Source organism: Actinomyces oris (assembly GCF_001937445.1).
GTDB lineage: Bacteria > Actinomycetota > Actinomycetes > Actinomycetales > Actinomycetaceae > Actinomyces > Actinomyces acetigenes.
Map to the genome: position 1 here is coordinate 1 of NZ_MSKS01000019.1, position 21,411 is coordinate 21,411.

Below are 21,411 nucleotides of genomic sequence, written 5' to 3' on the forward strand. Positions count from 1 at the left end.
GAGGCCGGCCTCATCGGCGGGCGCCGAGCGGTGACGCACTGGCGGGCCTTTGAGCCGTTGGCGCGCGAGCACCCGGAGATCGCGCTGGACGAGTCGGCCCTCTACGTGGACCATGGCGACGTTCTGACCTCGGCGGGTGCGGCGTCGGGGCTGGACGCCTGCCTCCACCTGGTGCGCAAGTATGTGGGTGCGCAGGCCGCCAACGAGGTGGCGCGTCAGCTCGTCATCGCGCCGCATCGCGAAGGCGGGCAGGCGCAGTACATTGAGCGGCCGGTGCCGCGGCACGCCGACGACGACCCGATCGGCAGCACGGCGTCCTGGGCGCTGGAGCACCTGGGCGAGCCGCTGCCCGTGGAACGGCTGGCGAGGAACGCGCAGATGAGCACCCGCTCCTTCATCCGCGCCTTCCGGGAGTCGACCGGCACCGCGCCTGCGGCTTGGGTGCGCGCGCAGCGGGTGCGCGAGGCCCAGCGGCTTCTGGAGAGCACGGACCTGACGGTCGAGCAGGTGGCCTCGACCTGCGGCTTCGGCAGCGCCGTCACTATGCGCCAGGCCTTCGCTCGGATACTGAGCACGACGCCGTCGGCCTACCGACGCCGAGCCGGGCATTTCTCGCGTAGCCGGGCAGAAATTCTGTGGGGCTACGCGAGAAATGCCCGGCTCGGCACGGGGGCGTCTGCACCACCCTTGGTATGATTCGGGTATGACTCAAAAGATCGCGGTGAGCCTCCCGGACGAGCAGGTCGTCTCGATTCGCCGTGCGGTCGCACAGGGCAGGGCGGCATCGGTATCGGGATTCGTCAGCGCAGCGGTCGCTCGCGCGCAACGGGAGGACAACCTCGCCCAGCTGCTGGACGACCTTGATCGCGAGCTCGGCCCCGTCGACGACGCGGACCTGGCCTGGGCCGACCAGGCGCTGGGACTGGCGTGACCACCGCCAGCAGGAGGCGCGCCAAGGGCCTGACCCTCGACACCGGCGCACTGCTCGCACTTGAGCGCGGGGACTCGCGGGTCCGCGCGCTCCTTCGCCGGGCCTTGGAGACGGGCCTGCCCCTGAGCATGCCAGCCGGCGTCGTGGCACAGGCCTGGCAGGGAGGCCCTCGGCAGGCCCGCGTCGCACGACTGCTGGCGGACCCCAGCGTGCACGTGGCGCCGCTGGACGACATGACGGCGCGAGCCGTCGGCCTGCTGTGCGGACGCAGCGGACACCGGGACATCGTTGACGTTCACGTCGCCCTGCTGGCGCAGGAGCAGGGGCACACCGTGGTGACCTCTGACCCTGAAGACCTGAGCGCGGTCCACCCCGGCCTCCCACTCATCACGGTCTAGACGAGCGTCGCAAGCCCCGGCCGGCGATGTGCTGCATGCCCGGACGCCGAGCCGGGCATTTTTCGCGTAGCCCCACAGAATTTCTGCCCGGCTACGCGAGAAATGCCCGGCTCGGCACAAGGTGGAACAGTCGGAGTCACTCCGCGGGCGGCTCGACGACGAGCGGCGCCTCGCCGGGGGCACGCACCTCGGCGCGGGGTGCCGGTTCCAAGGCCAGGCTCACGTGCAGCCGCTGCCCTTCTTCGCCGACGGCGTCGTAGGACAGTCGCGGGTTGTCCAGCTCGGTGACCTCGGTGCGGGCGCGCACAAGCCAGGGGTGGCGGCGTCGCAGCCCGATGAGGTCCTGGTGGAGCCGCAGCATCCAGGCGCCCTGCGGCGCGAGCCCGGACGGCGTGGCCGGCAGGGCGGGGCGGACCTCGTCGTCGCCGCCGAGGGTCTCGGTCTTCACCCCACGGAAGGCCTGCTCGTCCCCGTAGTAGACGCTGGGCACGCCACCCACGGTCATGAGCAGGACGACGGCGAGCGCCGCCCCGCCGGCCCCGACCTTGCTGGCGATGCGGGTGACGTCGTGGTTGCCGACGAAGGTGGCCGGGATGAACCGGTCCAGCAGCTCGTTGTGGCGCTTGAGGCACCAGTCGAGCTCGTAGAAGTTGACGTCGGCCAGCGAGCTCCAGGTAGCCTTCCACAGCTCGTACTGGGTGACGGTGTCCACGGTGGAGGCCTCCACGAAGCCGGCGTAGTCGCCGTGGATGACCTCGCCCATGAACCAGGCGTCGGGGTGGCGCTCGCGTACGGCGGGCAGGACGCTCGCCCAGAAGGCGGGGTCGACGGCGTAGGCGGCGTCCAGGCGCCAGGCGCTCGCGCCGCGGTCGAGCCAGTGGGTGAGCACCCACACGGCCAGGTCGCGCACCTCGGCGGAGTCGTGGTTGAGGGCGGCCAGGGACTCGTGCCCCTCGAAGGTGGCGTAGCCGGGGCCGGACGGTCCGGCGTCGTTCCCGACGGCGGCGTCGTCGAAGCGAAAGAGGCCGCGCTCCTCTCCCCCAGCGCGGGCGGCCCGGAAGAGGGGGTGCTCGGTGCCGACGTGCCCGAGGACGCCGTCGAGCATGAGGGCCAGGCCTCGGGTGCGGCAGGCCTCGGCGAGGCGGTCGAAGGCGGCGTCGTCCCCCAGGCGGGGGTCCATGCGCAGGTGGTCGGTGGTGTCGTAGCCGTGGGTGGATGAAGCGAAGATGGGGCCGAGCGACAAGCCGTTGGCGCCGAGCTCGACGGCGTAGTCGAGCCAGGGCTCCAGGCGGTCCAGGCGCGCGGGGGCACCGGGCTCGGTCAGGGGAGCGCCCGGTTCGGGGCGGATGGGGGCGCCGGTGGCGCCGAGGGGGTAGACCTGCCACCAGATGGCGTGGTCGATCCAGGCGGGGGTTTCAGGACGGCTTATTCCAGGTGACTCACTAGTCATGTCTCCAAGGGTGCCGCCGCACCCGTTAGCATGTCAAGGTGCCATCCCGTACCGACAAGCGTCCCCGCCTGCGCATGGATCCCGCCGAGCGCCGCGAGCTGATCCTGTCCGCGGCGAGGCGGGCCTTCGCGAGCCGCCCGTACGAGGAGGTCTCACTGGTCGAGGTCGCGGCGGAGGCTCAGGCCTCCGAGGCGCTGGTGCACAAGTACTTCGCCGGCAAGGCCGGCCTTTACGCCGAGGTGCTCCGGCGTGCCACTGACGAGCTCGCCGAGCGCACCCGGCGGGCCGACGACGCTCTGCCGGAGGGGTCGTCGGCCCGGGACCGGGTGCGGACCTCGGTGCTGACCTATTTGGACTTCATCGCCGAGCGCTCCCCCGGCTGGGTGACCTACCAGGTGCTGGCCGGGCACGACCCGGGCGATGAGGCGGCCCGGGTGAGGCGGGAGGCGCGCGAGGCGGCGGTGACGGCCCTGGCCCAGGTGGTCGGCGACAGCCGGGGCCACCGCGACAACTTCGCCCTGTGGGGCTACCTGGGATTCCTCGACGACGCCTGCCTGCGCTGGGTGCACGCAGGCTGCCCCGACGACCAGCGCCACAGCCTGGTTGACGCAGCGCTGGGCTGCCTGGAGGGGGCGCTGGGCGACTGGCGGACATGAAATCCGGGACCGCCCAGGCGAGTACGACATCCCGGGGCCGGCAGTCCGGCCCGCAGACGCGAACGTGGGGCCCACCTCTCAAGGAGGTGGGCCCCACGTGATGGAGTCAGCGCGTCGGCGCGAGCCTTAGGCTCAGCGCACGGGCTTGCGGACCTCGGCGGAGAGGAACCAGGCCTGCTGCTCGAGCTTGCCGGTGAGGTCCTCGACGATGCCGGAGGAGGTGGGGTCCTCGGAGTCGACGTCGTCGTGCACGCCGCGCAGGGTGGCGACGACGGCCTCGATGGCGGAGACAATGTAGGCGACGCCCTCACTGGTGAGGATCTCGCCCTCGGGGGCGGCCGGGACGGTGGTGGCGGCGGTGACGGTGGCCGGGCGGCCGTCGGGGACGGCGTTGATGGCACGCATGCGCTCGGCGACCTCGTCGGAGCCCTCGCGGGCGATGTCGACGACGTCGTCGAGGTTGAGGTGGATGTCGCGGAAGTTCGAGCCGACGATGTTCCAGTGGATCTGCTTGCCGACGAGCTCGAGGGCGATGAGGTCGGTCAGGACGCGCTGGAGGTTGTCGCTCAGGGCGGCGGAGGCGGTGAAGGTGAGGTTGATGGACGGTGTTGTCATGGTGTCTGCGTTCATGGCCATCACTTTACTACATCGTGAATCTCTGTGTGTGTTACTTATGATTCACAGGTAAGCCATGCCTCACCTGAAACCAAGGGTCACCTGCCCGGACGGGCTTCCCGGGCCGGGCGACGGCGGTCAACAGCACGTGGACACTGGCGCGAGCCGACTGGCATAATGACGGGGAGCCATCCGGCGGCTACCGGACGGCTCCCCCAGGTAAGCGGCTCATCCGAACCACTTGCCGAGGGTATCCACAAGGACACTGACGGCCCGGGTCAGGCGAGCGAGTGCGGTTAACAGTTCGCTCACCTTCCGGGCCGTTTCCTTGTCCTTGCGAACTTGCCTGCGTCGGCCTTTCGGCTTGGACACGACCCCCACCTCCTTCCGACTCCCTTCCTCCCCGGCAGGACACTGGGCGTTCCGGGAGAAGGTGCCGAAGAAAGGTGAGCGCAATCATGCCACGACGGCTCCGGAGATATCAGCCGACCTTGCAGGTGTTCGGCTCGCCGGTCTCTTCCTCCTCGGAGGCGAGCCAGTGCCCGTTACTGCCGGGCACCATGGTGTTCTTCGCCGGGATGCGCGCCTTGTTGGTGGGTTCGGTGACGTCCTTGCCCTGCGCGTCGACGTAGGTCACCTGCGTCATGTCCACGCAGTAGGTAACGGTGGCGCTCTGGCCGTCGGCGCTCATGGCGACCTCGGAGATCGCCACCTTGACGGGGGTCTTGGCCTTCTGTCCTTTGTTCTTGAGGTTGGCGGCGTCGTCGAGGAACTGTTGCTGGAGGTTGCCGGTGGTGACGGTGGGGACCTTGCTGGTGTCCTGCCCGCCGCCGACCCACAGCTTCCAGGACATCTGGTCGTAGGCCACGAAGTCCTGGAGGATCGCGACCCGTTTGACGTCGAGGCCGGCGGGGATCGTGGTGATGGTGTATCCGAGCTGGGCGTCAGACAGGGAGGCCGCCGTGACGGTGCCGGCGGTGCTCGACGCCGTAGCGGAAGCCGAGGGGGCTGACGTCGGCCTCCCTGTGGAACCAGCCCGGCTGGCAGGCGCCTTGGCGCCGGGTTTGGAGTCCTTGGAGGAGCAGCCGGTCAGGGCCAGCGAGCCGGCGAGCAGCAGGCAGCCCAGTGCAGCGGCTCGACGGCGGCCCCCGGCTCGGCTCACGGGGTGGTTCTCGGCATGTGCCACGGGGGCTCCTGACTGTCGGCCGGATTCGACCCGGCGGAAACCAACCCGTCGACACTACCGCGAAGGTCACGAACGTGTCTCGACCTTCGTCGACTTCATTGCTACACCCCTGTTCTGGCGAGGGTACGTGATGCCAACAGTCCTCAGAAGGAGGAACCAGGTCTGCTGCGCAGGCTTGCCGGTCAGGCCATCCAGGATGATGGCCGACGTCAAGGGCTCGTCATCGACAGGGACACCCTGCGCACTGGGGGACAGGATTTCCGTCCCCCGACGCACAAACAGCCCCTGCCTGGAACGGAGTGCCCCCCAGCCAGGGTGAAGTGTCCCAGACAGCGTCGAAGATCCCCGTGAGGAAGCGAGCCGACCGAGGTCTCCCCGCCCACCGTGACGAGACCGGACCAACCTGACCAACAGCCCGGGACACCCGGCCCGGGCAGTCGCAGTCACCTTGGCAACAGCTGGAGTCTCACCAATGGCCCACACCCAGGCATCCATCCTCGCCAGAGTCGCACTCCGCCACTTTTGGGAGTGATGGTGTCAATCAGCTACCCGTCGGTGAAGGCGTCACCTTCCCCGTGGAAGTGAGCCCCCAGGTCACCGAGGGCCCGGACCTGGCGGGCCCCAACGATGGCCTGAGGGTCGACACGCCTCACCTTGGAGTAACCGACCTTGCGCAGCTCGTCCTCACGCTCGGCCTCGAAATACAAGGCGGTCACGTCATAGGCACAGCGCCAGCCCCCCACCAGCGTTGGTGACGTGATCGAACAAGACGTTCGACAGACCCTCTAGGCAACGACCACTCACCACAGGATCGTCACACCGGACAGTTCCTCGAAGGCCGGATCGCGCGTCACCAGCGCAAGCGACTCGTACATCGCTTGCGCCGCCAGCATCCGATCAAAGGGATCGCGATGCGACCACTCAATCTGCCCGCTCAAGCGCGCGTGCGACCACTCGATGGGCAAGAACTCCGCTCCGAGCCGTCGCACGTGCCCCTCGAGAGCATCCAGCCACGGCCCCGCTCCAGGCAGTTTCCCAATGCGGTTCTTGGTATGCAGCTCCCATGCACTGGCGGCGGAGACCACCACGAGATTCCCTCGGTCTCGCAGCACCTCGACAGCCCTCCCGCCCAGACGCGAGGGCTCATTGATCGCCCACATGAGCGCGTGCGTATCGAGCAGGTAGCCCTTCATGCACCCTCCCAGGCACTCAGCTCCTCCTCCGGCAGCTCGTCGAAGAACGTGTCCGGCAGCTGGTATCCGCCGAAGCCCAGCTCCCGCTCGCCCCCGACCGGAACCAAGCGCGCCACTGTCTGACGCCCTCGGGCGATGTTGATGGTCGTCCCCTGCTCGACCTCCACCAACAGCGCCGACAGATGCGTCTTTGCCTCCTGAACCTTCACCGTCTTCATGTATTGATGGTCCCAGGAGAAAGCGACCTGGTCAACCACGTTGGTCAGGTTGCGCCGCCGCCCACCCTCACGGCCGAGGACATCTCACTCGTACGGGGACGTCAGTCTGGTGGACCCTGATGATGTTGGTGGCTCTGGTCTCGGCGCAGGCGCAGGCGTAGCTGGTCTCGATGGTGTCCGGCAGCAGTTGAGTGTCGTTCTCGGGGCCGGTGATGTCGTCGTAGGGGTCGCGTGAGCACACCGAGACCACCATGAACACGGCACCATAGGCCGTGTCCGTGGCGCGCTCATCCTCCTCCGAACAGTCGCTGTCGTCGGTCCAGACGTCCTTGCGGAACTTCTTGGCCTGCTTGAGCGCCTTGCGGGTGTTGGTCTCCCGACCATCCACAAGATGCTGGGCCAGGTCCAGCATCCTATCGAATGGCATCAACGAAGAGAGCCGCGATCCGAGGAGGTACGGGATCCCATTTTCTGACGTAGTGAATAGCCCGAGACCTCCCGAACAGCTTTCGCTTCAGCTCAAGAACCTTATTCCTGTCGACCGGACTTTCAGCGACCATACGTTCAACCGACAGACTGTACTCGTTTCGAAAGAAGCGAAACTCACGCTCACTTTTATTGCTCAGTCGCTCACGACCACCAAATACATAATATGCCAACATGGGAACGCCCACCATTATCGACATTACCACAGATATCGCATCGGAGGTGCAGTAGCTCATGTTTCACCTACCTAAGATGAATTTTGATTCACGGTCGACAGTCACTGACTTCACACAGGCAAGCGAAAAGCAGCCCTCGCCGCCACCACTGACCAACGCTCCATCACTCACACCATCCACCTCTTGCACCGGAACTGAAGATGCACGTCTCAGAACACGCCCGGCCCCCGCACATCCCCCCAGATGGCGTCAATGAACCTGATGGCAATCTGTCGGGGCACGGGATCACACATGGTGACGTATCGGATGGCTGCGAACCTCCCAAATGTAGCCCCCTTCAATCTGGCGATGTAGTTCTTGTCCAGAGGGCTCTCGGCGAGCATGCGATCGACAGATAGATTGTACGTGGTTCGAAAGTAGAAACGCGCGCGCTCAGCCTTTCTCATCCTCTGTCCCACAACACCGAGAGCCATGAGCACGATTGTCGGCCCTAGGGCCACCAGCGGATAAACGAAGAACAGAAAGGAAGTATCAGAATCACATAAACACACAGTAATAGCTCTCACTAGACAGTCCCGAGGGGGTACTCACAGTCATGACGAGCGCTCCCGGCGAGAACAGCCACGTGATCTGCAGCACACCCCGAGGTCACAACTGTCCTGCCGAGTATAGCCACGGCACCTGGCCTCGGCCCCTGCCGCTCAGGCCCAGGGCTGGCGCTGGGCCCACTCCTGCGGACTGACGCGGCGCCCGGTGTAGAAGGGCGTGTCCACGCGCACGTGCATGCGCGCCTCCGTGTAGCGCTGGTGGTGCAGGACCCCTTCGAGCCGGTCGAGGCTGTCGGCCTCGAAGCCGAGGATCCACTCGTAGTCGCTCAGGCCGAAGGTGGACAGGGTCGAGCCCTTGACGTCGGGGTACTTGGAGAAGCCGTGGCGCCCGTGCTGGGCCATCATGCGCGAGCGCTCCTCGGGGTCGAGCAGGTACCACTCGTAGGAGCGCACGAAGGGGTAGACCATGACCCAGTCGCGCGGCGCCACCCCGGCCAGGCAGGCCGGCACGTGGCGGGGGTTGAACTCGGCGGGCGTGTGCAGCCCCATGCAGGACCACACCGGCTCCAGGTAGCGGCCCAGCGCACTGCCGCGCAGACGGTGGTAGGCGTCCTGAAGGACCTCGGGATCGTCGTCGAGCCACCACACGAGCAGGTCCGCGTCGGCGCGCAGACCCCCGATGTCATACCAGCCGCGCGTCGTCACGCCGCCGGCCTCGACGAAGTTGGCGCTCTCCCCCAGGAGGTGCTCGCGCTCAGGCTGGGAGGCGGGCAGCGGTCGGGTCAGGCGGAAGACCGAGTAGAGCGTGTAGTGGTACTGGTTGTTGATGGCCTCCAGGTCGACGTCGGTGGCGTCGCGCGGGTCGCGGTGGGGGCGGCGCTCCTCGTCCTCGAAGCGGTGCAGGCCCCCCTCACCGGGGTGACCGCCGGGGTGGCCGTGCTGGCTGCGGGTGTCGGTGCTCATTTCCTCTCCTAGTTCTTGTGGAGCTGCTGGGCTTAGGGCTATCGGAGGCCGGCGCCGTCGGTCCCGTGGTGACTGTGCTGGCTGGGCCGGTTGGGTCGGTTGGGCCGGCCGGGGTGGCGGGTCCCGGGCCGGCAGCACGAGTCCGGGCAGACCGTGTGGAAGGGGCCGACGCCGGTGGTCGAGTCGGGTCGGACGTCCTCGCCGCGGGCGGTGGCGGCCCGCTCGAAGAGGATGTCGACGAGGGAGTCGACGAAGGCCGGGTGGGTGCCGACGGTGGCGGCGCGCGCATACGGCATCTCCAGGTCGTGGGCGGTCTGGGCGGCCTCGGTGTCGAGGTCGAAGACGACCTCCATGTGGTCGGAGATGAAGCCGAAGGGGGCCACGACGACGCCCCCGGGCCGGTCCACGGGGCGGCCGTCGGTCAGGTGCCCGGCGGCCAGGGCCTCGAGGTGGTCGTTGACGTCCGGTTCGAGCCAGCGGGCCTGCGGCGGGCCGGAGCGCGAGCAGTAGACGAGGTCGGCCTCCACTCTCTCCAGGCCGAGCCGACGGGCGACCTCGGGCACGAGGACGGCGGCCAGCGCCTCGTGCTGGGCGACGTAGGAGACCTCCGTGGACAGGTCGGCGGCCACGCCCGGCTCTCGCCACCCGGTTCCTCCCGGGCCGTCGACGTCGGAGGTGCCGAGTGCCGCGCAGGCGCCGGGCGCACTCTCGCACCCTTCCCCCGGGGCGGAGCCGGCCTCCATGCCCAGGGGGATGGAGTGGGTGACGAGCACGAGGCGCGCGTCCTCGGCCGCCACCCCCTGCTCGGCCAGCGCCCCGTAGGCCTCGACGATGGCGTCAACGTTGGCCTGCAGCAGGCCGGGGGTGTTGTAGTAGGGGCGCGTCTTGTCCACGGTGAGCTCCACGGGGCCACCCCCGTCCCCGCCGACCCGGGCGGCGGCGTCGGCCTCGGCCCCCTCACCGGTGGAGCCGTCCGCGCCGTCGGCGAGCAGGGCGACGGCGCCGGCCAGGTCCTCGCGGTACTGGCGGCACCCGGAGTAGGAGCCGAAGGCCGCGGTGGGCAGGGCCAGGACGCGGCGGGCCCCGGCGTCGACCAGCTCACGCAGGGCCTGGCTGACGAAGGGGTGCCAGTTGCGGTTGCCGACGACGATCGGCAGCGTCGAGCCGCGCTCGGCCAGGCGGGCCTGGAGGGCGTCGCGCAGCTCGGCGTTGCGCGCGTTGATCGGGGAGGCGCCGCCGAAGCCCTGGTAGTGGCCGGAGACCTCCAGGAGGCGCGAGTCGGGCACGCCGCGCCCGGCGGTGGCGTTGCGCATGAAGGGCAGGACGTCCTCGGGGCGGCGGGGCCCGCCGTAGGACAGCAGGAGGACGGCGTCGTAGGGGGCCAGCGGGTCGAGGGCCGGGAGGCTGGCCGCAGCTCCGGCGAGGTCGGCGCCCGGGAGGGTGTCCGGACGGGCGTCCAGGCGTGCGGGAGCCTTCTGGGTGGTTCCGGGCACGGACGCGGCGGCGTCAGTCATGGTTCTCCCCTGCGCTCTCCAGGCCCCAGACGAGCTCGAGGGCCTGACGGTAGGCCTCCTCGCGGCCCTCCTGGCCGGCGCGGCGGGCCATGACGGTGGGCTGGTGGAGGAGGCGGGCGGCCAGGTGGTGCAGGGCCCGCTCGGCCTGCGCCAGAGGCACCATGGGCTCGCCGTCGATCTGGCCGGCGGCATCGAAGCCGGGCTCGGCAGCGAGGTGACGATGGGGGCAGGCCCCCGCGGCGGCGTCGGCGCTGTTGACCCCGCTGACGCCGGTTCCGGCGCGCCCGTCAACGGCAGGAACGGCCAAGGCGAGCCGGCGGGCGGGCTGGGGGCGCAGGCGGGCGGCCTCCTCGGCGACGACGCGGCCCACCTGGGCGCGCAGGGCGGTGATGAGGGGGTCCATGGCCCGGCCGGCCAGGGTGCGCTCGAAGTCGGCGGCCTCGGCCTCGACGATGGCGCGGGCGGCGGTCACCTGCTGGGCCTCGGCGTCGGGCACGGCGTCGCGCACGCGGGCCAGGTCGAGGTGGACGACGCCGGGCAGGGCGCCGACGGCCTCATCGACATCGCGGGTCAGGGCCAGGTCCAGGATGACCAGTGGGCGGCCGGCTCCCCCGCCTGAGCCGGCGCGCTCGGCGGCGACGGGGGCGACGACGTCGGCGGTGAGGATCGGCCCGCCGGTGCCGCGGCAGGTGACCACGAGGTCGGCGCGGCTCATGGCCTGGCTCAGGGCGCCGGTGGGCACGGCGCGCAGGCCGTGGCCGGCGGCGAAGGCCTCGGCGCGGTTGGAGGCGGAGTAGACGGCGATGTCGCTCAGGCCCCTGGCGCGCAGGTCGGCGACGGTGGCGCCGGCGTAGGAGCCGGTGCCGACGATGAGGGCGCGGCAGTCCTCCAGCGGCGGCAGGTGGCCGGCGGCCTGATCCACGCCGACGGCGACGACGCTGCGCCCCTGACCGGACAGCTCGGTCTCGTGGGCCACCCGGCGGGCGGTGGCCGAGGCGCGCTCAACGACCCGCACGAGCTCGGGGCTGAGCGTGCCCTCGGCGGCGGCGGTCTCGGCGGCGCGGCGGACCTGACCGACGATCTGGGCCTCACCGACCACCATCGAACTCAGGCCCGCGGCGATGGCGAGCATCTCCCGGCGGGCGGCCGCCCCGACCAGGTGGGTCAGCCGGAGGCCGCTCGGGGGGAGCCCGGCGCGCTCGGCCAGGAAGGCGGTGATGGTCTCGGCCAGGTCCGACGCCGCCGCGGGCCGGCTCGCGTCCGCCGGAGAGAGGTCCGGGTGCAGGGCCGCCGGGCAGCCGGTGTCGGCCCAGGAATCGGCGTCGATGAGGAGGGCCAGGCGGTTGCAGGTGGACAGGACCAGGACCCCGCGCAGCGCGGGCACCGCCTCCAGGAGGTCCGGCCCCAGCCCCGGGGCGACCGCGCCGAGCCGGGCAACGACGTCGAGGCCCGGCAGTCGATGGTCTGCGGAGAGAAGATGAGTAGTCACAACGTGCGCTATTGAAACATCACCGCGGGGTGCAGGCACAATAGCGGCGTGGCGACACACACCCGACATCATGACAATGCGTCACCACCATATTTCTGACACTCCGTCAGGACCCGACGGACGTCTGGAACGCCGCATCATCACGCGCAACAACCCCCCTCTGACCACTGCTTACAGGAGGCAGCCGGATATGTCTCGCATTCAGTTCCCCTATCGCAGGGAAAGCACGCGGCGTCAGCATTCTTCGTCCGATAACGGCGATTTCGTCACCGGCAGTTCACACAATGATTCAATTGAGTCCGAGCGGGCGGCGCAAGAGCGGCAGCAGGACGGAGGCGGGGCAGGCGGAAGAGCCGACGGGGCGACGCCCGGGCCAGCGGCGGGAGCTGCCGGAGCGGCGGGGCCGACCCCGTCGCCCGCGCTCCTGGAGGCGCTGGCGGGCCGGAGGCCCGCACGCACGCCCGTGTGGTTCATGCGTCAGGCGGGACGGTCGCTGCCGGAGTACCGGGCACTGCGGGCGCGCGCCGACGTCCCGATGCTGGAGGCCTGCCTGGATCCCGTGCTGGCGGCGGAGGTGACGCTGCAGCCGGTGCGGCGCCACGGCGTCGACGCCGCTGTCTTCTTCTCCGACATCATGGTGCCGCTGCGCCTGGCGGGCGTCGGGGTGCGGATCGAGGAGGGCGTCGGGCCGGTCCTCGACGCCCCGGTGCGCAGCGGCCGCGAGGTGGATGAGCTGGTGGCCCGCCGCTTCGGTGACGGCCCCGGTGCCGAGGGGGTCGGGGCGATCGAGGAGGCGGTGCGGCGCGTCGTCGTCGAGCTGGGAAGTCCGCAGGCACCCGGCGCGCGCGAGGGGCTCAGTGAGCGGGCGCGCGCCGGACTGGAGCACAGCGCCGGGTCGGCGGGGTGGACGCCGGTGCTCGCCTTCGGCGGGGCGCCCTTCACGCTGGCGGCCTACCTGGTGGAGGGCCGCCCCAGTCGCGACCACCTGGCGGCGCGCACGCTCATGCGCGCCGACCCCGACTCCTGGGACCGGCTCATGACCTGGTGCGCACGCCTGACCGGCGAGTTCATCGCCGCACAGGTGCGTGCCGGGGCGGCCGCGGCCCAGCTCTTCGACTCCTGGGCGGGCTCACTGTCCCCGCGCGCCTACCGCGAGCGCGTGGCCCCCTACTCGGCGCTCGCCCTGGAGACGGCCCGGGGCGCCCTGTCCCCCACCACCGGTGAGGCTGCGCCGCTCATCCACTTCGGGACCGGGACCGCCCGGCTGCTGGGGCTCATGCGGCAGGTGGGGGCCGACGCCGTCGGCGTAGACGAGCGCATCGAGCTGGGTGAGGCCATTGAGGCGCTGGCCGGGGCCGACCCGCAGGCGGGGGCCTGCCCGGTCCAGGGCAACCTCGACCCGGCGCTGCTGGCGGCGCCGTGGCCGATCCTGGCTGAGGAGGTCGACGCGGTGCTGGCCGCCGGGCGCGCGGCGCCGGGGCACGTGGTCAACCTGGGGCACGGGGTGCCGCCGGCCACTGACGCGGATGTCCTCACCCGGATCGTGGCACGGGTGCACGGCTCGGCCGACTGGGAGGCCGTGGCCCTGGCCGGGTGGGACGCCGTCGCCGATGCGCCGGCTCAGGCCGCCGAGGTGCCCGGCGGGCCAAGCGGGTCGAGCGGGCCGGAACCGCAGGACCGGCAGAGCCTGCGGGAGCCCGGCCGGCAGGCGCCTCGAGGTCCTGGCGGACGGCCCCTGGCCCGCACGACGCGCCGCCCCGGACGGGAAGAGCACTGAATGACTGAGCACACGCAGCCCGCCGGGGGCCACCAGGAGGACCGGTACGGGGCGCCCGACGACCTTGGCGGTCGGGGCGCTCCGGGATGCCTGGACGGTCGGGGCGCTCCGGCAGGTCCGGGAGGCCTGCGGGGTCAGGGCGGCCTGGACAACCAGGGCACCATCGACGGTTCTGACGGCCGGGGAGGCCGGAGCAACCCGGGCAACCCGTGCGGCCCGGCAGGCCCGAGCGCCCCCGAGACCGATGCCCGGCCAGCAGGCCCGGCAGGTTCGGCAGACCTGGAAGGTCAGGGCAGGCCAGATAACCGGGGCACCTTGGACGCTCCGGGCGACCAGGGAGGCCTGGACGGCCCGGCTGGCGCGGCTACCCCAGGCACTCCGGGGGCCGCTGCCCGGCCGGCGAGTCCGGCCGTCCCCCAGGCGCCGGTCCAGCGGTGGGACGCGCTCGTCATCGGCGGCGGGATCGCGGGGCTGACGGCCGCCTGGGACCTGGTGCGCGCCGGGCTGCGGCCGCTGCTCATTGAGGCGCGCGGCTACACCGGCGGGCTCGTCGCGGCCGGGAGAATCGGCGGGGCGCGGGTGGACCTGGGTGCTGAGGGCTTCGTCGTGCGCGGCCAGGCGGCCACCTCGATGCTCGCCGAGCTGGGGCTGCGCACCGCCGCCCCGCACGGCCGGCCCCGGCTCTTCCTGCCGCCCCTCGCGCCGGGCGCCGGCGCAGGGCCGTCCCAGTGGGGGCTGCACCGGTTCCCTGACCACGCCTACCTGGGGATCCCGGCGGACCCACTGGCGGCCGACGTCGTCGCCATCATCGGGGAGGGGGCCGCGCGCCGGGCCGCGCAGGACGCCGACCTTCCCGGTGCGGTGGGCACCGGCCCTGAGGATCCGGCCGACCTGGCCTCCTTCGTGACCGCGCGCATGGGGGCCGGCGTCCTGGAGCGCCTCGTGAGGCCCATTGTCGCGGGCATCCACTCGGCGGACCCGGCGGACCTGGCGGCCGACGTCGTCATGCCCGGGCTGCGGCGGGCCACGGCGGAACTGGGGTCGCTCAGTGCCGCTGTGGCGGCAGTGCTGGAGCGGCGTCGGGCCCGGAAGGACGGGGCGGGCGGCCGGAGCGTGGACGCGGCCGTCGAGGGCGGGCTGTTCCGGTTCACCGACGCGCTGCGCGAGGCCATCGAGGCCGGCGGCGGGAGCGTGCGCACCCGCACCGGCGCCCAGTGGCTGCGGCCCGGCGGCGGGGAGTGTGGAGGCGGACAGGCACCGGTCGCCTGGCGGGTGGGGATCGCCCCGACGCGCCGGGGGCCGACGCCGTCGGACGAGCCGGTGCCCGATGGTGCGCAGGAGGTTGTGGCCACCGACCGCGTCGTCGTGGCGTGCTCGGCGGGGGCCGCGCTGCGGCTGCTGCGGGGGATTCGCGGCCTGCCCGCGAGCGCGACGGACCTGACCGTGCCGGTGGGGGCGCCGATCGCCCGCTTCACGCTGGTGGCGCGGGCTCCGGAGCTCAGTGGTGAGCCGGTGGGCTCGGGGCTGCTCGTGGCGCCCACCGCCGTTGCTGGTCCCGCTGAGCTCGCCGGACCCGCCGCAGCGGCGTCGGCCGGCACCGGGGCCTCTGGCCTGGTCTCTGACGGGAAGGTTCCCGGCGGGGGGTCTGCGAGCCCGGCCGCCTGCCCGGTGCGAGCCAAGGCGCTGTCGCACCTGAGTGCCAAGTGGCCGTGGGTCGGTGCCGAGCTGCGGGCGCTGCACGGCCCGGACGTCCACGCGCTGCGCCTGTCCTACGGTCGGCCCGGCCGGCCGCGCCCGCAGGTGGATCTGCAGGTGGCGCTCGATGACGTGGCGGCCCTGACCGGGGTGAGGATCGAGCCGGAGGCGGTGATCGACCACCTGCTGGTGCGCTGGGACGGGACGCTGCCGCCGGTGACGCCCGCCTACCGGGAGCGCACGACGCGCCTGGAGGAGGAGCTGGCGTCGGTGACGGGGCTGGAGGTCACCGGGGCGTGGGTGGCCGGGACCGGGATCGCGGCCGTCGTCGGGCACGCCCGCGCCGCGGCCGGGCGTCTGGTGGGCTCCCGTGGCGGGTGAAGCGCCGCGCCGGAACGGGGGTGGACGGCGCGTTCGTATATTAGGTCGCGAGTTCGTACCCCCAAGGTACGAAGGCGAGCCCTACGGTACGAACGCGACGATTGAGAACCGCGCACGAGGAGGGGATGCATGACCACGACGGGGACGGACTCCCGGCGGCTTCGGCTGGGCACGCGCGGCTCGCGCCTGGCGCTGACCCAGTCCGGGCAGGTCGCCGAGGCGCTGCGCCAGGCTGCCGGCGGGGGCCCCGGCGGCCTGGGCATCGACCTGGTCACCGTGCGTACGGACGGCGACGGCGACCGCACTCCGCTGCGGCAGCTCGGCGGCGTGGGGGTCTTTGCGGCCCGGCTGCGCCACGCGCTCCTGGACGGCGAGGTGGACCTGGTGGTCCACTCCTTCAAGGACCTGCCCACGCAGCCGGTCGAGGGGCTGGAGGTCATCTGTGTGCCGGCGCGCGAGGACCCGCGCGACGCCCTGTGCGCCCGCGACGGCCTGACCCTGGCCGCCCTGCCGGAGGGGGCCCGCGTGGGCACCGGCTCGCCGCGTCGGGCCGCCCAGCTGCTGGCCGCCCGCCCCGACCTGGAGGTGGTGGACCTGCGCGGAAACGTGCCCACGCGCCTGGCGCGGGTGCGGGGGCTGGAGGCGGTCGGCGTCGGGACCGATGAGCCGGTGGCGCCGAGCCGGGCCGATGCCGCCGGTGACCTGGACGCGGTGGTCCTGGCCCTGTCGGGGCTGCGGCGCCTGGGTTTGGAGCACTGCGCGAGCGAGGTCCTGGACCTGGAGACGATGCTGCCCGCGCCGGCTCAGGGGGCCCTGGCCGTGGAGGCCCGAGCCGGCGAGGACTGCGCGGAACTGGCCCGGGCCGTGGCGGCGCTCGACGACGAGCCCACGCGCCTGGCGGTGACGGCCGAGCGGGCGCTCATGGCGCGGCTCGGGGCGGGCTGCGCGGCGCCGGTGGGGGCCTGGGCGCACCTGCGGGGTGGCAACCGAGAACTCTGGGAGGAGCGCGCCGAGCACGGAACCCGGTGGAACGAGGAGTTCGGCAGAGATGACACCGCCACGACCAGAACTGGGCAGGGGGCCGGGACGCCGATTGGCGGCCCGCGGCCAATCGGCGCCCCAGTGGATCGGGGCATTGAGCACGGGGGGACGGAGGCAACCGCTGCGGCGGGGCCGCGCGGTTCGGCGGTCTCGCGCCGCTCGCCGCAGGTGCTCGTGCTGCGGGCGGTGGTCACCTCGCTCGATGGCGGTCAGGAAGTTGGTTGCGAACTGAGCGCCGAGCTGCCCGAGACCGCTGGGGGGCCGGAGGCTCCTGGGAACACGGAGGCGGTTCGGGCGGCCGAGGCGCTGGGGGCCAGGGCGGCCGAGGTCCTGTTGGAGGACGGCGCCGACCAGATCGTCGACCTGCACGCCAACAAGCCCCGGCGGGACTGAGGCCATGGCGCAGTCCACCTCACGCACTGACTCAGCCGGGAGCCTCCCGGGCAACCCCCGGGAGGGCGGCGGGGCGCCGCTGTCGGGGCGGGTGGTTCTGCTGCCGCGCCTCAAGGAGCGCGACCGCATCGCCTCGGCGCTGGAGCGGGCCGGGGCGATGGTGCTGCGCGCGGCCGTGACTCGGACCGTTCCGGGTGAGGCGGCGACGCTGGAGGCGACTGCGCGCAGGATCGCGGCGGGCGAGGCGGCCTGGCTGGTGCTCACCTCAGCCCGGACGGTTGAGGCGCTGGCGCCGTACCTACACGTTCCGGTGCCCTCAGCGCTACGGGTGGCCGTCGTCGGCCCGGCGACGGCACGTGCGTGGACCGAGCTCACCGGGACCGCCCCCGACCTGGTGGCCCGAGGCTCGGCCGCCGCCCTCCTGAAGGAACCAGAACTCGCCGGCCCGCTGCCAGCCCCGAATGCTGCGCGGCGGGTGCTGCTGCCGGCCTCGGCGCTGGCTGACCCGGCACTGGCGGAGGGCCTACGTCGGGCGGGCTGGGAGGTGGAGCAGGTGGCCGCCTACACGACCGTCACAGCAGACGCCCACGACCTGCCCCCGGACCTGGAGTGCACGTGGGCCACTGGCGGAGTGGACGCGGTCGTGCTCACCGCCCCATCCACGACGCGGGCAGTCCTGGAACTGCTCGGCCCGCCGCCGCAGGGAACTGGACTGGTGGCCATCGGTGTCACCACGGCGGCGGCCGCCCGTGAACTCGGCCTGCCGGTCGCTGCCACCGCCCTCTCCCCCACGCCCGAGGGGGTTCTCCAGGCAACTATCGACGCCATCCGGGGCGCCACAGGTTCCGCTCCTGCCTCTCAGGAGCCGCCGTGATGGCCACGCACCGGCAAAAGTGTCACAATTGGCGACTTTTCATTGCCGCGACTGCCCCCTCCGCACCTACCCCTCAGGTATGTGCCCAGGTCAGGGCCGGATGCTCGGATGCGCTCGAGAGCCACCACCCCCGCTCGGCGCACTGAAAGTCGCCATTCGTGACACGGAACCACCTCGCAGCCTCCCAGTCCGACGCGAGTGCCCCCTGCACAGACCTCCTCACAAGTCCACCCGATCCGCCCAATCCCAGTCGCTCCAACACTTTGGACAACCTGCGGGGCGGCGGACCAACAACCACCAGGAGCACCTCATGACCGACGCCCTCCGACCGGCCGCCGACTTCCTGTCGCGCCGCCCCGTCCCCGACCCGCAGCCCCCCACGGTCCGCCCCCGCCGCCTGCGCACCACTCCGGCGATGCGGCGCCTGGCACGCGAGCACGTCGTGGACCCATCCGCCCTCATCCTGCCGGTGTTCGTGCGCGAGGACATCGACACCCCCCGCCCCGTGGAGGCGATGCCAGGGGTCGTCCAGCACACGCTGGACTCGCTGCGCCGCGAGGCCGCCGCCTGCGCCGAGGCCGGCATCGGCGCCATCGACCTCTTCGGCGTTCCCGCCACCCGGGACGAGGCCGGCACAGCGGCCTGGGCGGAGGACGGCATCCTCAACCGCGGGATCGCGGCGGTGCGCGCAGAGGTGGGGGACGAGGTTGTCGTGTGCGCGGACACCTGCCTGGACGAGTTCACCAGCCACGGCCACTGCGGGCTCATCCGCCCCGACGGCCCGCGCGCCGGCGAGGTCGACAATGACGCCACCCTGGCCACCTACCAGGCCATGGCCGTCTCCCAGGCTGAGGCCGGGGCCCACATGGTCTCGCCCTCGGGGATGATGGACGGGCAGGTCGCCGCGATCCGCACCGCCCTGGACGCCACCGGGCACGACGAGGTCGCGATCCTGGCCTACTCGGCGAAGTACGCCTCGGCATACTTCGGTCCGTTCCGGGAGGCCGTGGGCTCCACACTCACCGGCGACCGGCGCACCTACCAGCAGGATCCGGCCAACCGCCGCGAGGGCCTGCGCGAGGTAATGCTCGATGTCGCCGAGGGGGCGGACATCGTCATGGTCAAGCCGGCCGGCCCCTACCTGGACGTGCTGGCCGATGTCGCCGCCGCCTCACCGGTGCCGGTAGCCGCCTACCAGGTCAGCGGCGAGTACGCGATGGTGGAGGCGGCCGCGCAGCGCGGGTGGATCGACCGCGAGCGCGTCATCGCCGAGTCGGTGCTGGGCATCGTGCGGGCGGGGGCGGACATGGTCCTGACCTACTGGGCCAGGGAGATCGCCGAGAACCCGGCCCTGCGGTAGGTCCGGCGACAGACTGCGGTATCGGGGGGTGCCCCGGGCCTCGACCAGGCAGAATGCCCGCTACGGACACGCCGCCGGCCCCACGGGGAAGTACAACTAGCGACGTCTCCCCAGCGCGCCCGGAGACATGTCCTTCCTACCTGCTTCGAGGAGCTTCAACTTCCGCTGACCGGTCTCGTCGCTCGTCATAGCGAACGGTCCCCAGCGGCATCACGTCGCCAAAGTGTCCACGGTGGCGACTTTTCAACTCCCACCTCATTCAGTATCTGGAAGTAACCACTCCCTGACCTGGGATACTGCAAGAAGGAGCCGGTTTCGACCACCTGAAAAGTCGCCAGTAGTGACACTTTCACCCTCCCCCGCGTTCCCAACCGGTCAACGCCACGTTCAACGCCACGGCAGACGGCCTCAGTCCGGTAGTTTGTCAGGCAGTCCCACCCGGTACGGCTGGCCCGAACCGGCCCTGACCAGTTCGTCGACAGGATCACCGTGACTCAGCAATCGCAGCCCGCAGGCCGCCCCTCCACCAACACCTCCCTGTTCGAGGCGGCTCGCGCCGTCATCCCCGGGGGCGTCGACTCCCCCGTGCGCGCCTTCGGCTCGGTGGGCGGCACGCCGCGGTTCATCGCCTCGGCGAGTGGCGCCCACGTCACCGACGCCGAGGGCCGCAGCTACGTGGACCTGGTGGGCTCCTGGGGCCCGGCGCTCCTGGGGCACGCCCACCCGAAGGTCGTCGCCGCGGTCCAGGCGGCCGCCGCCCGCGGCCTGTCCTTCGGCGCCCCCACCGCCACGGAGACGCTCCTGGCCGAGGAGGTGCGCCGCCGGGTGCCGGCCGCGCAGAAGGTGCGCTTCGTGTCCACCGGCACCGAGGCGACGATGACGGCCGTGCGCCTGGCCCGCGGCGCCACGGGCCGCGACCTGGTGGTGAAGTTCGCCGGCTGCTACCACGGGCACAGTGACGGCCTGCTCGCGGCGGCCGGCTCGGGCCTGGCCACCGGCGGCCTGCCGGGCAGCGCCGGCGTGCCCGCGGCGGTGGCCGCCCAGGCCATCGTCCTGCCCTATAACGACGTCGCCGCCCTGGAGGCCTGCTTCGCCGAACGGGGCGCCGAGATCGCCGCAGTCATCACCGAGGGCGCCCCGGCCAACATGGGGATCGTGCCGCCGGCGCCCGGCTTCAACGCCGCGATCCGCCGCATCACTGCCGAGCACGGCGCGCTCATGATCCTCGATGAGGTCCTCACCGGCTTCCGCGTGGGCCCGGCCGGCTGGTGGGGCCTGGAGGCCGTCGACGGCTGGACCGCGAACCTGCCGGGCCCGTCCACTGAGCCCGCCGACGTCGCAGCCCCCTCCTGGCCGGGTGCCGACTGGCACGAGCGCGCCGCCTGGGTGCCGGACCTGGTGACCTTCGGCAAAGTCGTGGGCGGCGGGATGCCGCTGGCCGCCGTCGGCGGACGCACGGAGATCATGGACCTGCTGGCGCCGGACGGCCCCGTCTACCAGGCGGGCACGCTCTCGGGGAACCCACTGGCCACGGCGGCCGGCCTGGCCACGCTCCAGCTGGCCGACGACGCCGTCTACGCCTCGGTGGCCGCCCGCGCCCAGGCCATCGGCGAGGTGGTCTCGGCCGCCTTGAGTGAGCAGGGCGTGCCCCACCGCGTGCAGCGGGCGGGCTCGCTGTTCTCCTTCATGTTCGGGCAGCGGGCCGCCGAGCAGGGCGTGAGCGACTATGAGGCCGCCCGCACCCAGGAGACCTGGCGCTACGGGCCCTTCTTCCACACCTTCCTCGAGGCGGGTGTGGGCCTGCCGCCGTCGGTCTTCGAGGCCTGGTTCGTCTCGGCCGCGCACGGCGAGGCGGAGCTGGAGGCGATTGCGGCTGCGGCCCCGGCGGCCGCCCGCGCCGCGGCCCGGGCTCAGGCGAGCTGACCGCCTCTCGGAGGGCCTGGCCTGCAGGCATTACCAGCGGACCGGGTTCGCCGTCGGCAACTGGAACCGCACAGTACTGCACGAGATTCGGGAGACTGGCCGCGAGTTGTGCGTACTGCACGAAAGCCCTACCTACACGGAGTG

The 21,411-nt window shown here is 71.9% G+C and carries 20 protein-coding genes and 1 pseudogene; 10 read left to right on the top strand and 11 right to left on the bottom strand.

What is annotated here, in order from left to right; all coding sequences use genetic code 11:
* From BKH20_RS06295 to BKH20_RS06305, 3 genes are all read left to right on the top strand, one after another.
* On the top strand, nt 1–696 hold a 696-nt coding region (locus tag BKH20_RS06295), incomplete at its 5' end, for a GlxA family transcriptional regulator (protein WP_256693058.1).
* A gap of 7 nt (nt 697–703) precedes the next feature.
* Nucleotides 704–931: a toxin-antitoxin system antitoxin subunit gene (locus BKH20_RS06300; protein ID WP_075371050.1), complete on the top strand. Its 228-nt coding sequence runs from the start codon at nt 704–706 to the stop codon at nt 929–931.
* The gene (locus BKH20_RS06305) at nt 928–1,329 is read left to right on the top strand and encodes a type II toxin-antitoxin system VapC family toxin (protein WP_075390378.1); all 402 of its coding nucleotides are present in this window, start codon (nt 928–930) and stop codon (nt 1,327–1,329) included. The genes BKH20_RS06300 and BKH20_RS06305 overlap by 4 nt, the downstream gene beginning before the upstream one ends.
* Before the next feature lie 136 nt (nt 1,330–1,465).
* Here the strand turns inward: BKH20_RS06305 and BKH20_RS06310 are convergent, their stop codons facing one another.
* Nucleotides 1,466–2,779, bottom strand: coding sequence for an alpha-amylase family protein (locus BKH20_RS06310; protein ID WP_075390379.1), 1,314 nt, complete (start codon nt 2,777–2,779; stop codon nt 1,466–1,468).
* Nucleotides 2,780–2,817: 38 nt separating this feature from the next.
* Between BKH20_RS06310 and BKH20_RS06315 the strand changes: the two genes are divergently transcribed.
* Nucleotides 2,818–3,435 carry a TetR/AcrR family transcriptional regulator gene (locus BKH20_RS06315; protein WP_075390380.1) on the top strand — a complete coding sequence of 206 codons (618 nt, stop codon included), beginning with the start codon at nt 2,818–2,820 and terminating at the stop codon, nt 3,433–3,435.
* 132 nt (nt 3,436–3,567) lie between these two features.
* Here the strand turns inward: BKH20_RS06315 and BKH20_RS06320 are convergent, their stop codons facing one another.
* The 10 genes from BKH20_RS06320 to BKH20_RS06370 all read right to left on the bottom strand — a co-directional run bounded on the left by BKH20_RS06320 (nt 3,568) and on the right by BKH20_RS06370 (nt 11,823).
* Nucleotides 3,568–4,065, bottom strand: a complete 498-nt coding sequence (locus BKH20_RS06320; RefSeq protein ID WP_178388568.1) for a Dps family protein — start codon at nt 4,063–4,065, stop codon at nt 3,568–3,570.
* Nucleotides 4,066–4,531: 466 nt separating this feature from the next.
* Nucleotides 4,532–5,236 carry a hypothetical protein gene (locus BKH20_RS06325; protein ID WP_075390382.1) on the bottom strand — a complete coding sequence of 235 codons (705 nt, stop codon included), beginning with the start codon at nt 5,234–5,236 and terminating at the stop codon, nt 4,532–4,534.
* Between the two features lie 545 nt (nt 5,237–5,781).
* Nucleotides 5,782–5,952, bottom strand: coding sequence for a hypothetical protein (locus BKH20_RS13740; RefSeq protein ID WP_430793383.1), 171 nt, complete (start codon nt 5,950–5,952; stop codon nt 5,782–5,784).
* An 84-nt stretch (nt 5,953–6,036) separates the two neighbouring features.
* Nucleotides 6,037–6,429 (bottom strand): type II toxin-antitoxin system VapC family toxin, encoded by a 393-nt coding sequence (locus BKH20_RS06335; protein ID WP_075390384.1) that lies wholly within the window; start codon nt 6,427–6,429, stop codon nt 6,037–6,039.
* The gene (locus BKH20_RS06340) at nt 6,426–6,647 is read right to left on the bottom strand and encodes a type II toxin-antitoxin system Phd/YefM family antitoxin (RefSeq protein ID WP_070512051.1); all 222 of its coding nucleotides are present in this window, start codon (nt 6,645–6,647) and stop codon (nt 6,426–6,428) included. Before BKH20_RS06340 ends, BKH20_RS06335 begins: the two co-directional genes overlap by 4 nt.
* Before the next feature lie 67 nt (nt 6,648–6,714).
* On the bottom strand, nt 6,715–7,074 hold the full coding sequence (locus BKH20_RS06345; RefSeq protein WP_256693059.1) for a hypothetical protein: 360 nt from the start codon (nt 7,072–7,074) through the stop codon (nt 6,715–6,717).
* Nucleotides 7,075–7,518: 444 nt separating this feature from the next.
* Complete coding sequence (locus BKH20_RS14245) at nt 7,519–7,782, bottom strand: hypothetical protein (RefSeq protein WP_178388569.1); 264 nt, start codon at nt 7,780–7,782, stop codon at nt 7,519–7,521.
* 228 nt (nt 7,783–8,010) lie between these two features.
* On the bottom strand, nt 8,011–8,820 hold the full coding sequence (gene hemQ / locus BKH20_RS06360; protein ID WP_075373652.1) for a hydrogen peroxide-dependent heme synthase: 810 nt from the start codon (nt 8,818–8,820) through the stop codon (nt 8,011–8,013).
* Nucleotides 8,821–8,858: 38 nt separating this feature from the next.
* Nucleotides 8,859–10,334: a ferrochelatase gene (locus BKH20_RS06365; RefSeq protein WP_081381622.1), complete on the bottom strand. Its 1,476-nt coding sequence runs from the start codon at nt 10,332–10,334 to the stop codon at nt 8,859–8,861.
* Complete coding sequence (locus BKH20_RS06370) at nt 10,327–11,823, bottom strand: glutamyl-tRNA reductase (RefSeq protein WP_075390386.1); 1,497 nt, start codon at nt 11,821–11,823, stop codon at nt 10,327–10,329. The genes BKH20_RS06365 and BKH20_RS06370 overlap by 8 nt, the downstream gene beginning before the upstream one ends.
* Nucleotides 11,824–12,013: 190 nt before the next feature.
* Between BKH20_RS06370 and BKH20_RS06375 the strand changes: the two are divergent.
* The 6 genes and pseudogenes from BKH20_RS06375 to hemL form a co-directional block, all read left to right on the top strand.
* A pseudogene (locus tag BKH20_RS06375) lies at nt 12,014–13,426 on the top strand (uroporphyrinogen decarboxylase); the annotation flags it as partial.
* Nucleotides 13,427–13,600: 174 nt separating this feature from the next.
* Nucleotides 13,601–15,676 (top strand): protoporphyrinogen/coproporphyrinogen oxidase, encoded by a 2,076-nt coding sequence (locus BKH20_RS14655; RefSeq protein WP_276565253.1) that lies wholly within the window; start codon nt 13,601–13,603, stop codon nt 15,674–15,676.
* Between the two features lie 129 nt (nt 15,677–15,805).
* Nucleotides 15,806–17,110 (top strand): hydroxymethylbilane synthase, encoded by a 1,305-nt coding sequence (gene hemC, locus BKH20_RS06385; protein WP_075390387.1) that lies wholly within the window; start codon nt 15,806–15,808, stop codon nt 17,108–17,110.
* Nucleotides 17,111–17,114: 4 nt separating this feature from the next.
* Nucleotides 17,115–17,984 (top strand): uroporphyrinogen-III synthase, encoded by an 870-nt coding sequence (locus tag BKH20_RS06390; RefSeq protein ID WP_081381624.1) that lies wholly within the window; start codon nt 17,115–17,117, stop codon nt 17,982–17,984.
* Nucleotides 17,985–18,294: 310 nt separating this feature from the next.
* Entirely contained in the window at nt 18,295–19,344 is a 1,050-nt protein-coding gene (gene hemB, locus BKH20_RS06395; RefSeq protein ID WP_075390388.1) for a porphobilinogen synthase, read from the top strand.
* A gap of 489 nt (nt 19,345–19,833) precedes the next feature.
* Complete coding sequence (gene hemL, locus BKH20_RS06400; protein ID WP_075390389.1) at nt 19,834–21,267, top strand: glutamate-1-semialdehyde 2,1-aminomutase; 1,434 nt, start codon at nt 19,834–19,836, stop codon at nt 21,265–21,267.
* The last annotated feature ends 144 nt before the right edge of the window (nt 21,268–21,411 follow it).

Bases quoted from the DNA above. Each gene is read 5' to 3' on its own strand.
- BKH20_RS06300 (WP_075371050.1), top strand. From the start codon at position 704: ATGACTCAAAAGATCGCGGTGAGCCTCCCGGACGAGCAGGTCGTCTCG.
- BKH20_RS06310 (WP_075390379.1), bottom strand. From the start codon at position 2,779: ATGACTAGTGAGTCACCTGGAATAAGCCGTCCTGAAACCCCCGCCTGG.
- BKH20_RS06320 (WP_178388568.1), bottom strand. From the start codon at position 4,065: ATGAACGCAGACACCATGACAACACCGTCCATCAACCTCACCTTCACC.
- BKH20_RS06335 (WP_075390384.1), bottom strand. From the start codon at position 6,429: ATGAAGGGCTACCTGCTCGATACGCACGCGCTCATGTGGGCGATCAAT.
- BKH20_RS06340 (WP_070512051.1), bottom strand. From the start codon at position 6,647: ATGAAGACGGTGAAGGTTCAGGAGGCAAAGACGCATCTGTCGGCGCTG.
- BKH20_RS06345 (WP_256693059.1), bottom strand. From the start codon at position 7,074: ATGCCATTCGATAGGATGCTGGACCTGGCCCAGCATCTTGTGGATGGT.
- BKH20_RS14245 (WP_178388569.1), bottom strand. From the start codon at position 7,782: ATGGCTCTCGGTGTTGTGGGACAGAGGATGAGAAAGGCTGAGCGCGCG.
- hemQ (WP_075373652.1), bottom strand. From the start codon at position 8,820: ATGAGCACCGACACCCGCAGCCAGCACGGCCACCCCGGCGGTCACCCC.
- BKH20_RS06365 (WP_081381622.1), bottom strand. From the start codon at position 10,334: ATGACTGACGCCGCCGCGTCCGTGCCCGGAACCACCCAGAAGGCTCCC.
- BKH20_RS14655 (WP_276565253.1), top strand. From the start codon at position 13,601: ATGACTGAGCACACGCAGCCCGCCGGGGGCCACCAGGAGGACCGGTAC.
- hemC (WP_075390387.1), top strand. From the start codon at position 15,806: ATGACCACGACGGGGACGGACTCCCGGCGGCTTCGGCTGGGCACGCGC.
- BKH20_RS06390 (WP_081381624.1), top strand. From the start codon at position 17,115: ATGGCGCAGTCCACCTCACGCACTGACTCAGCCGGGAGCCTCCCGGGC.
- hemB (WP_075390388.1), top strand. From the start codon at position 18,295: ATGACCGACGCCCTCCGACCGGCCGCCGACTTCCTGTCGCGCCGCCCC.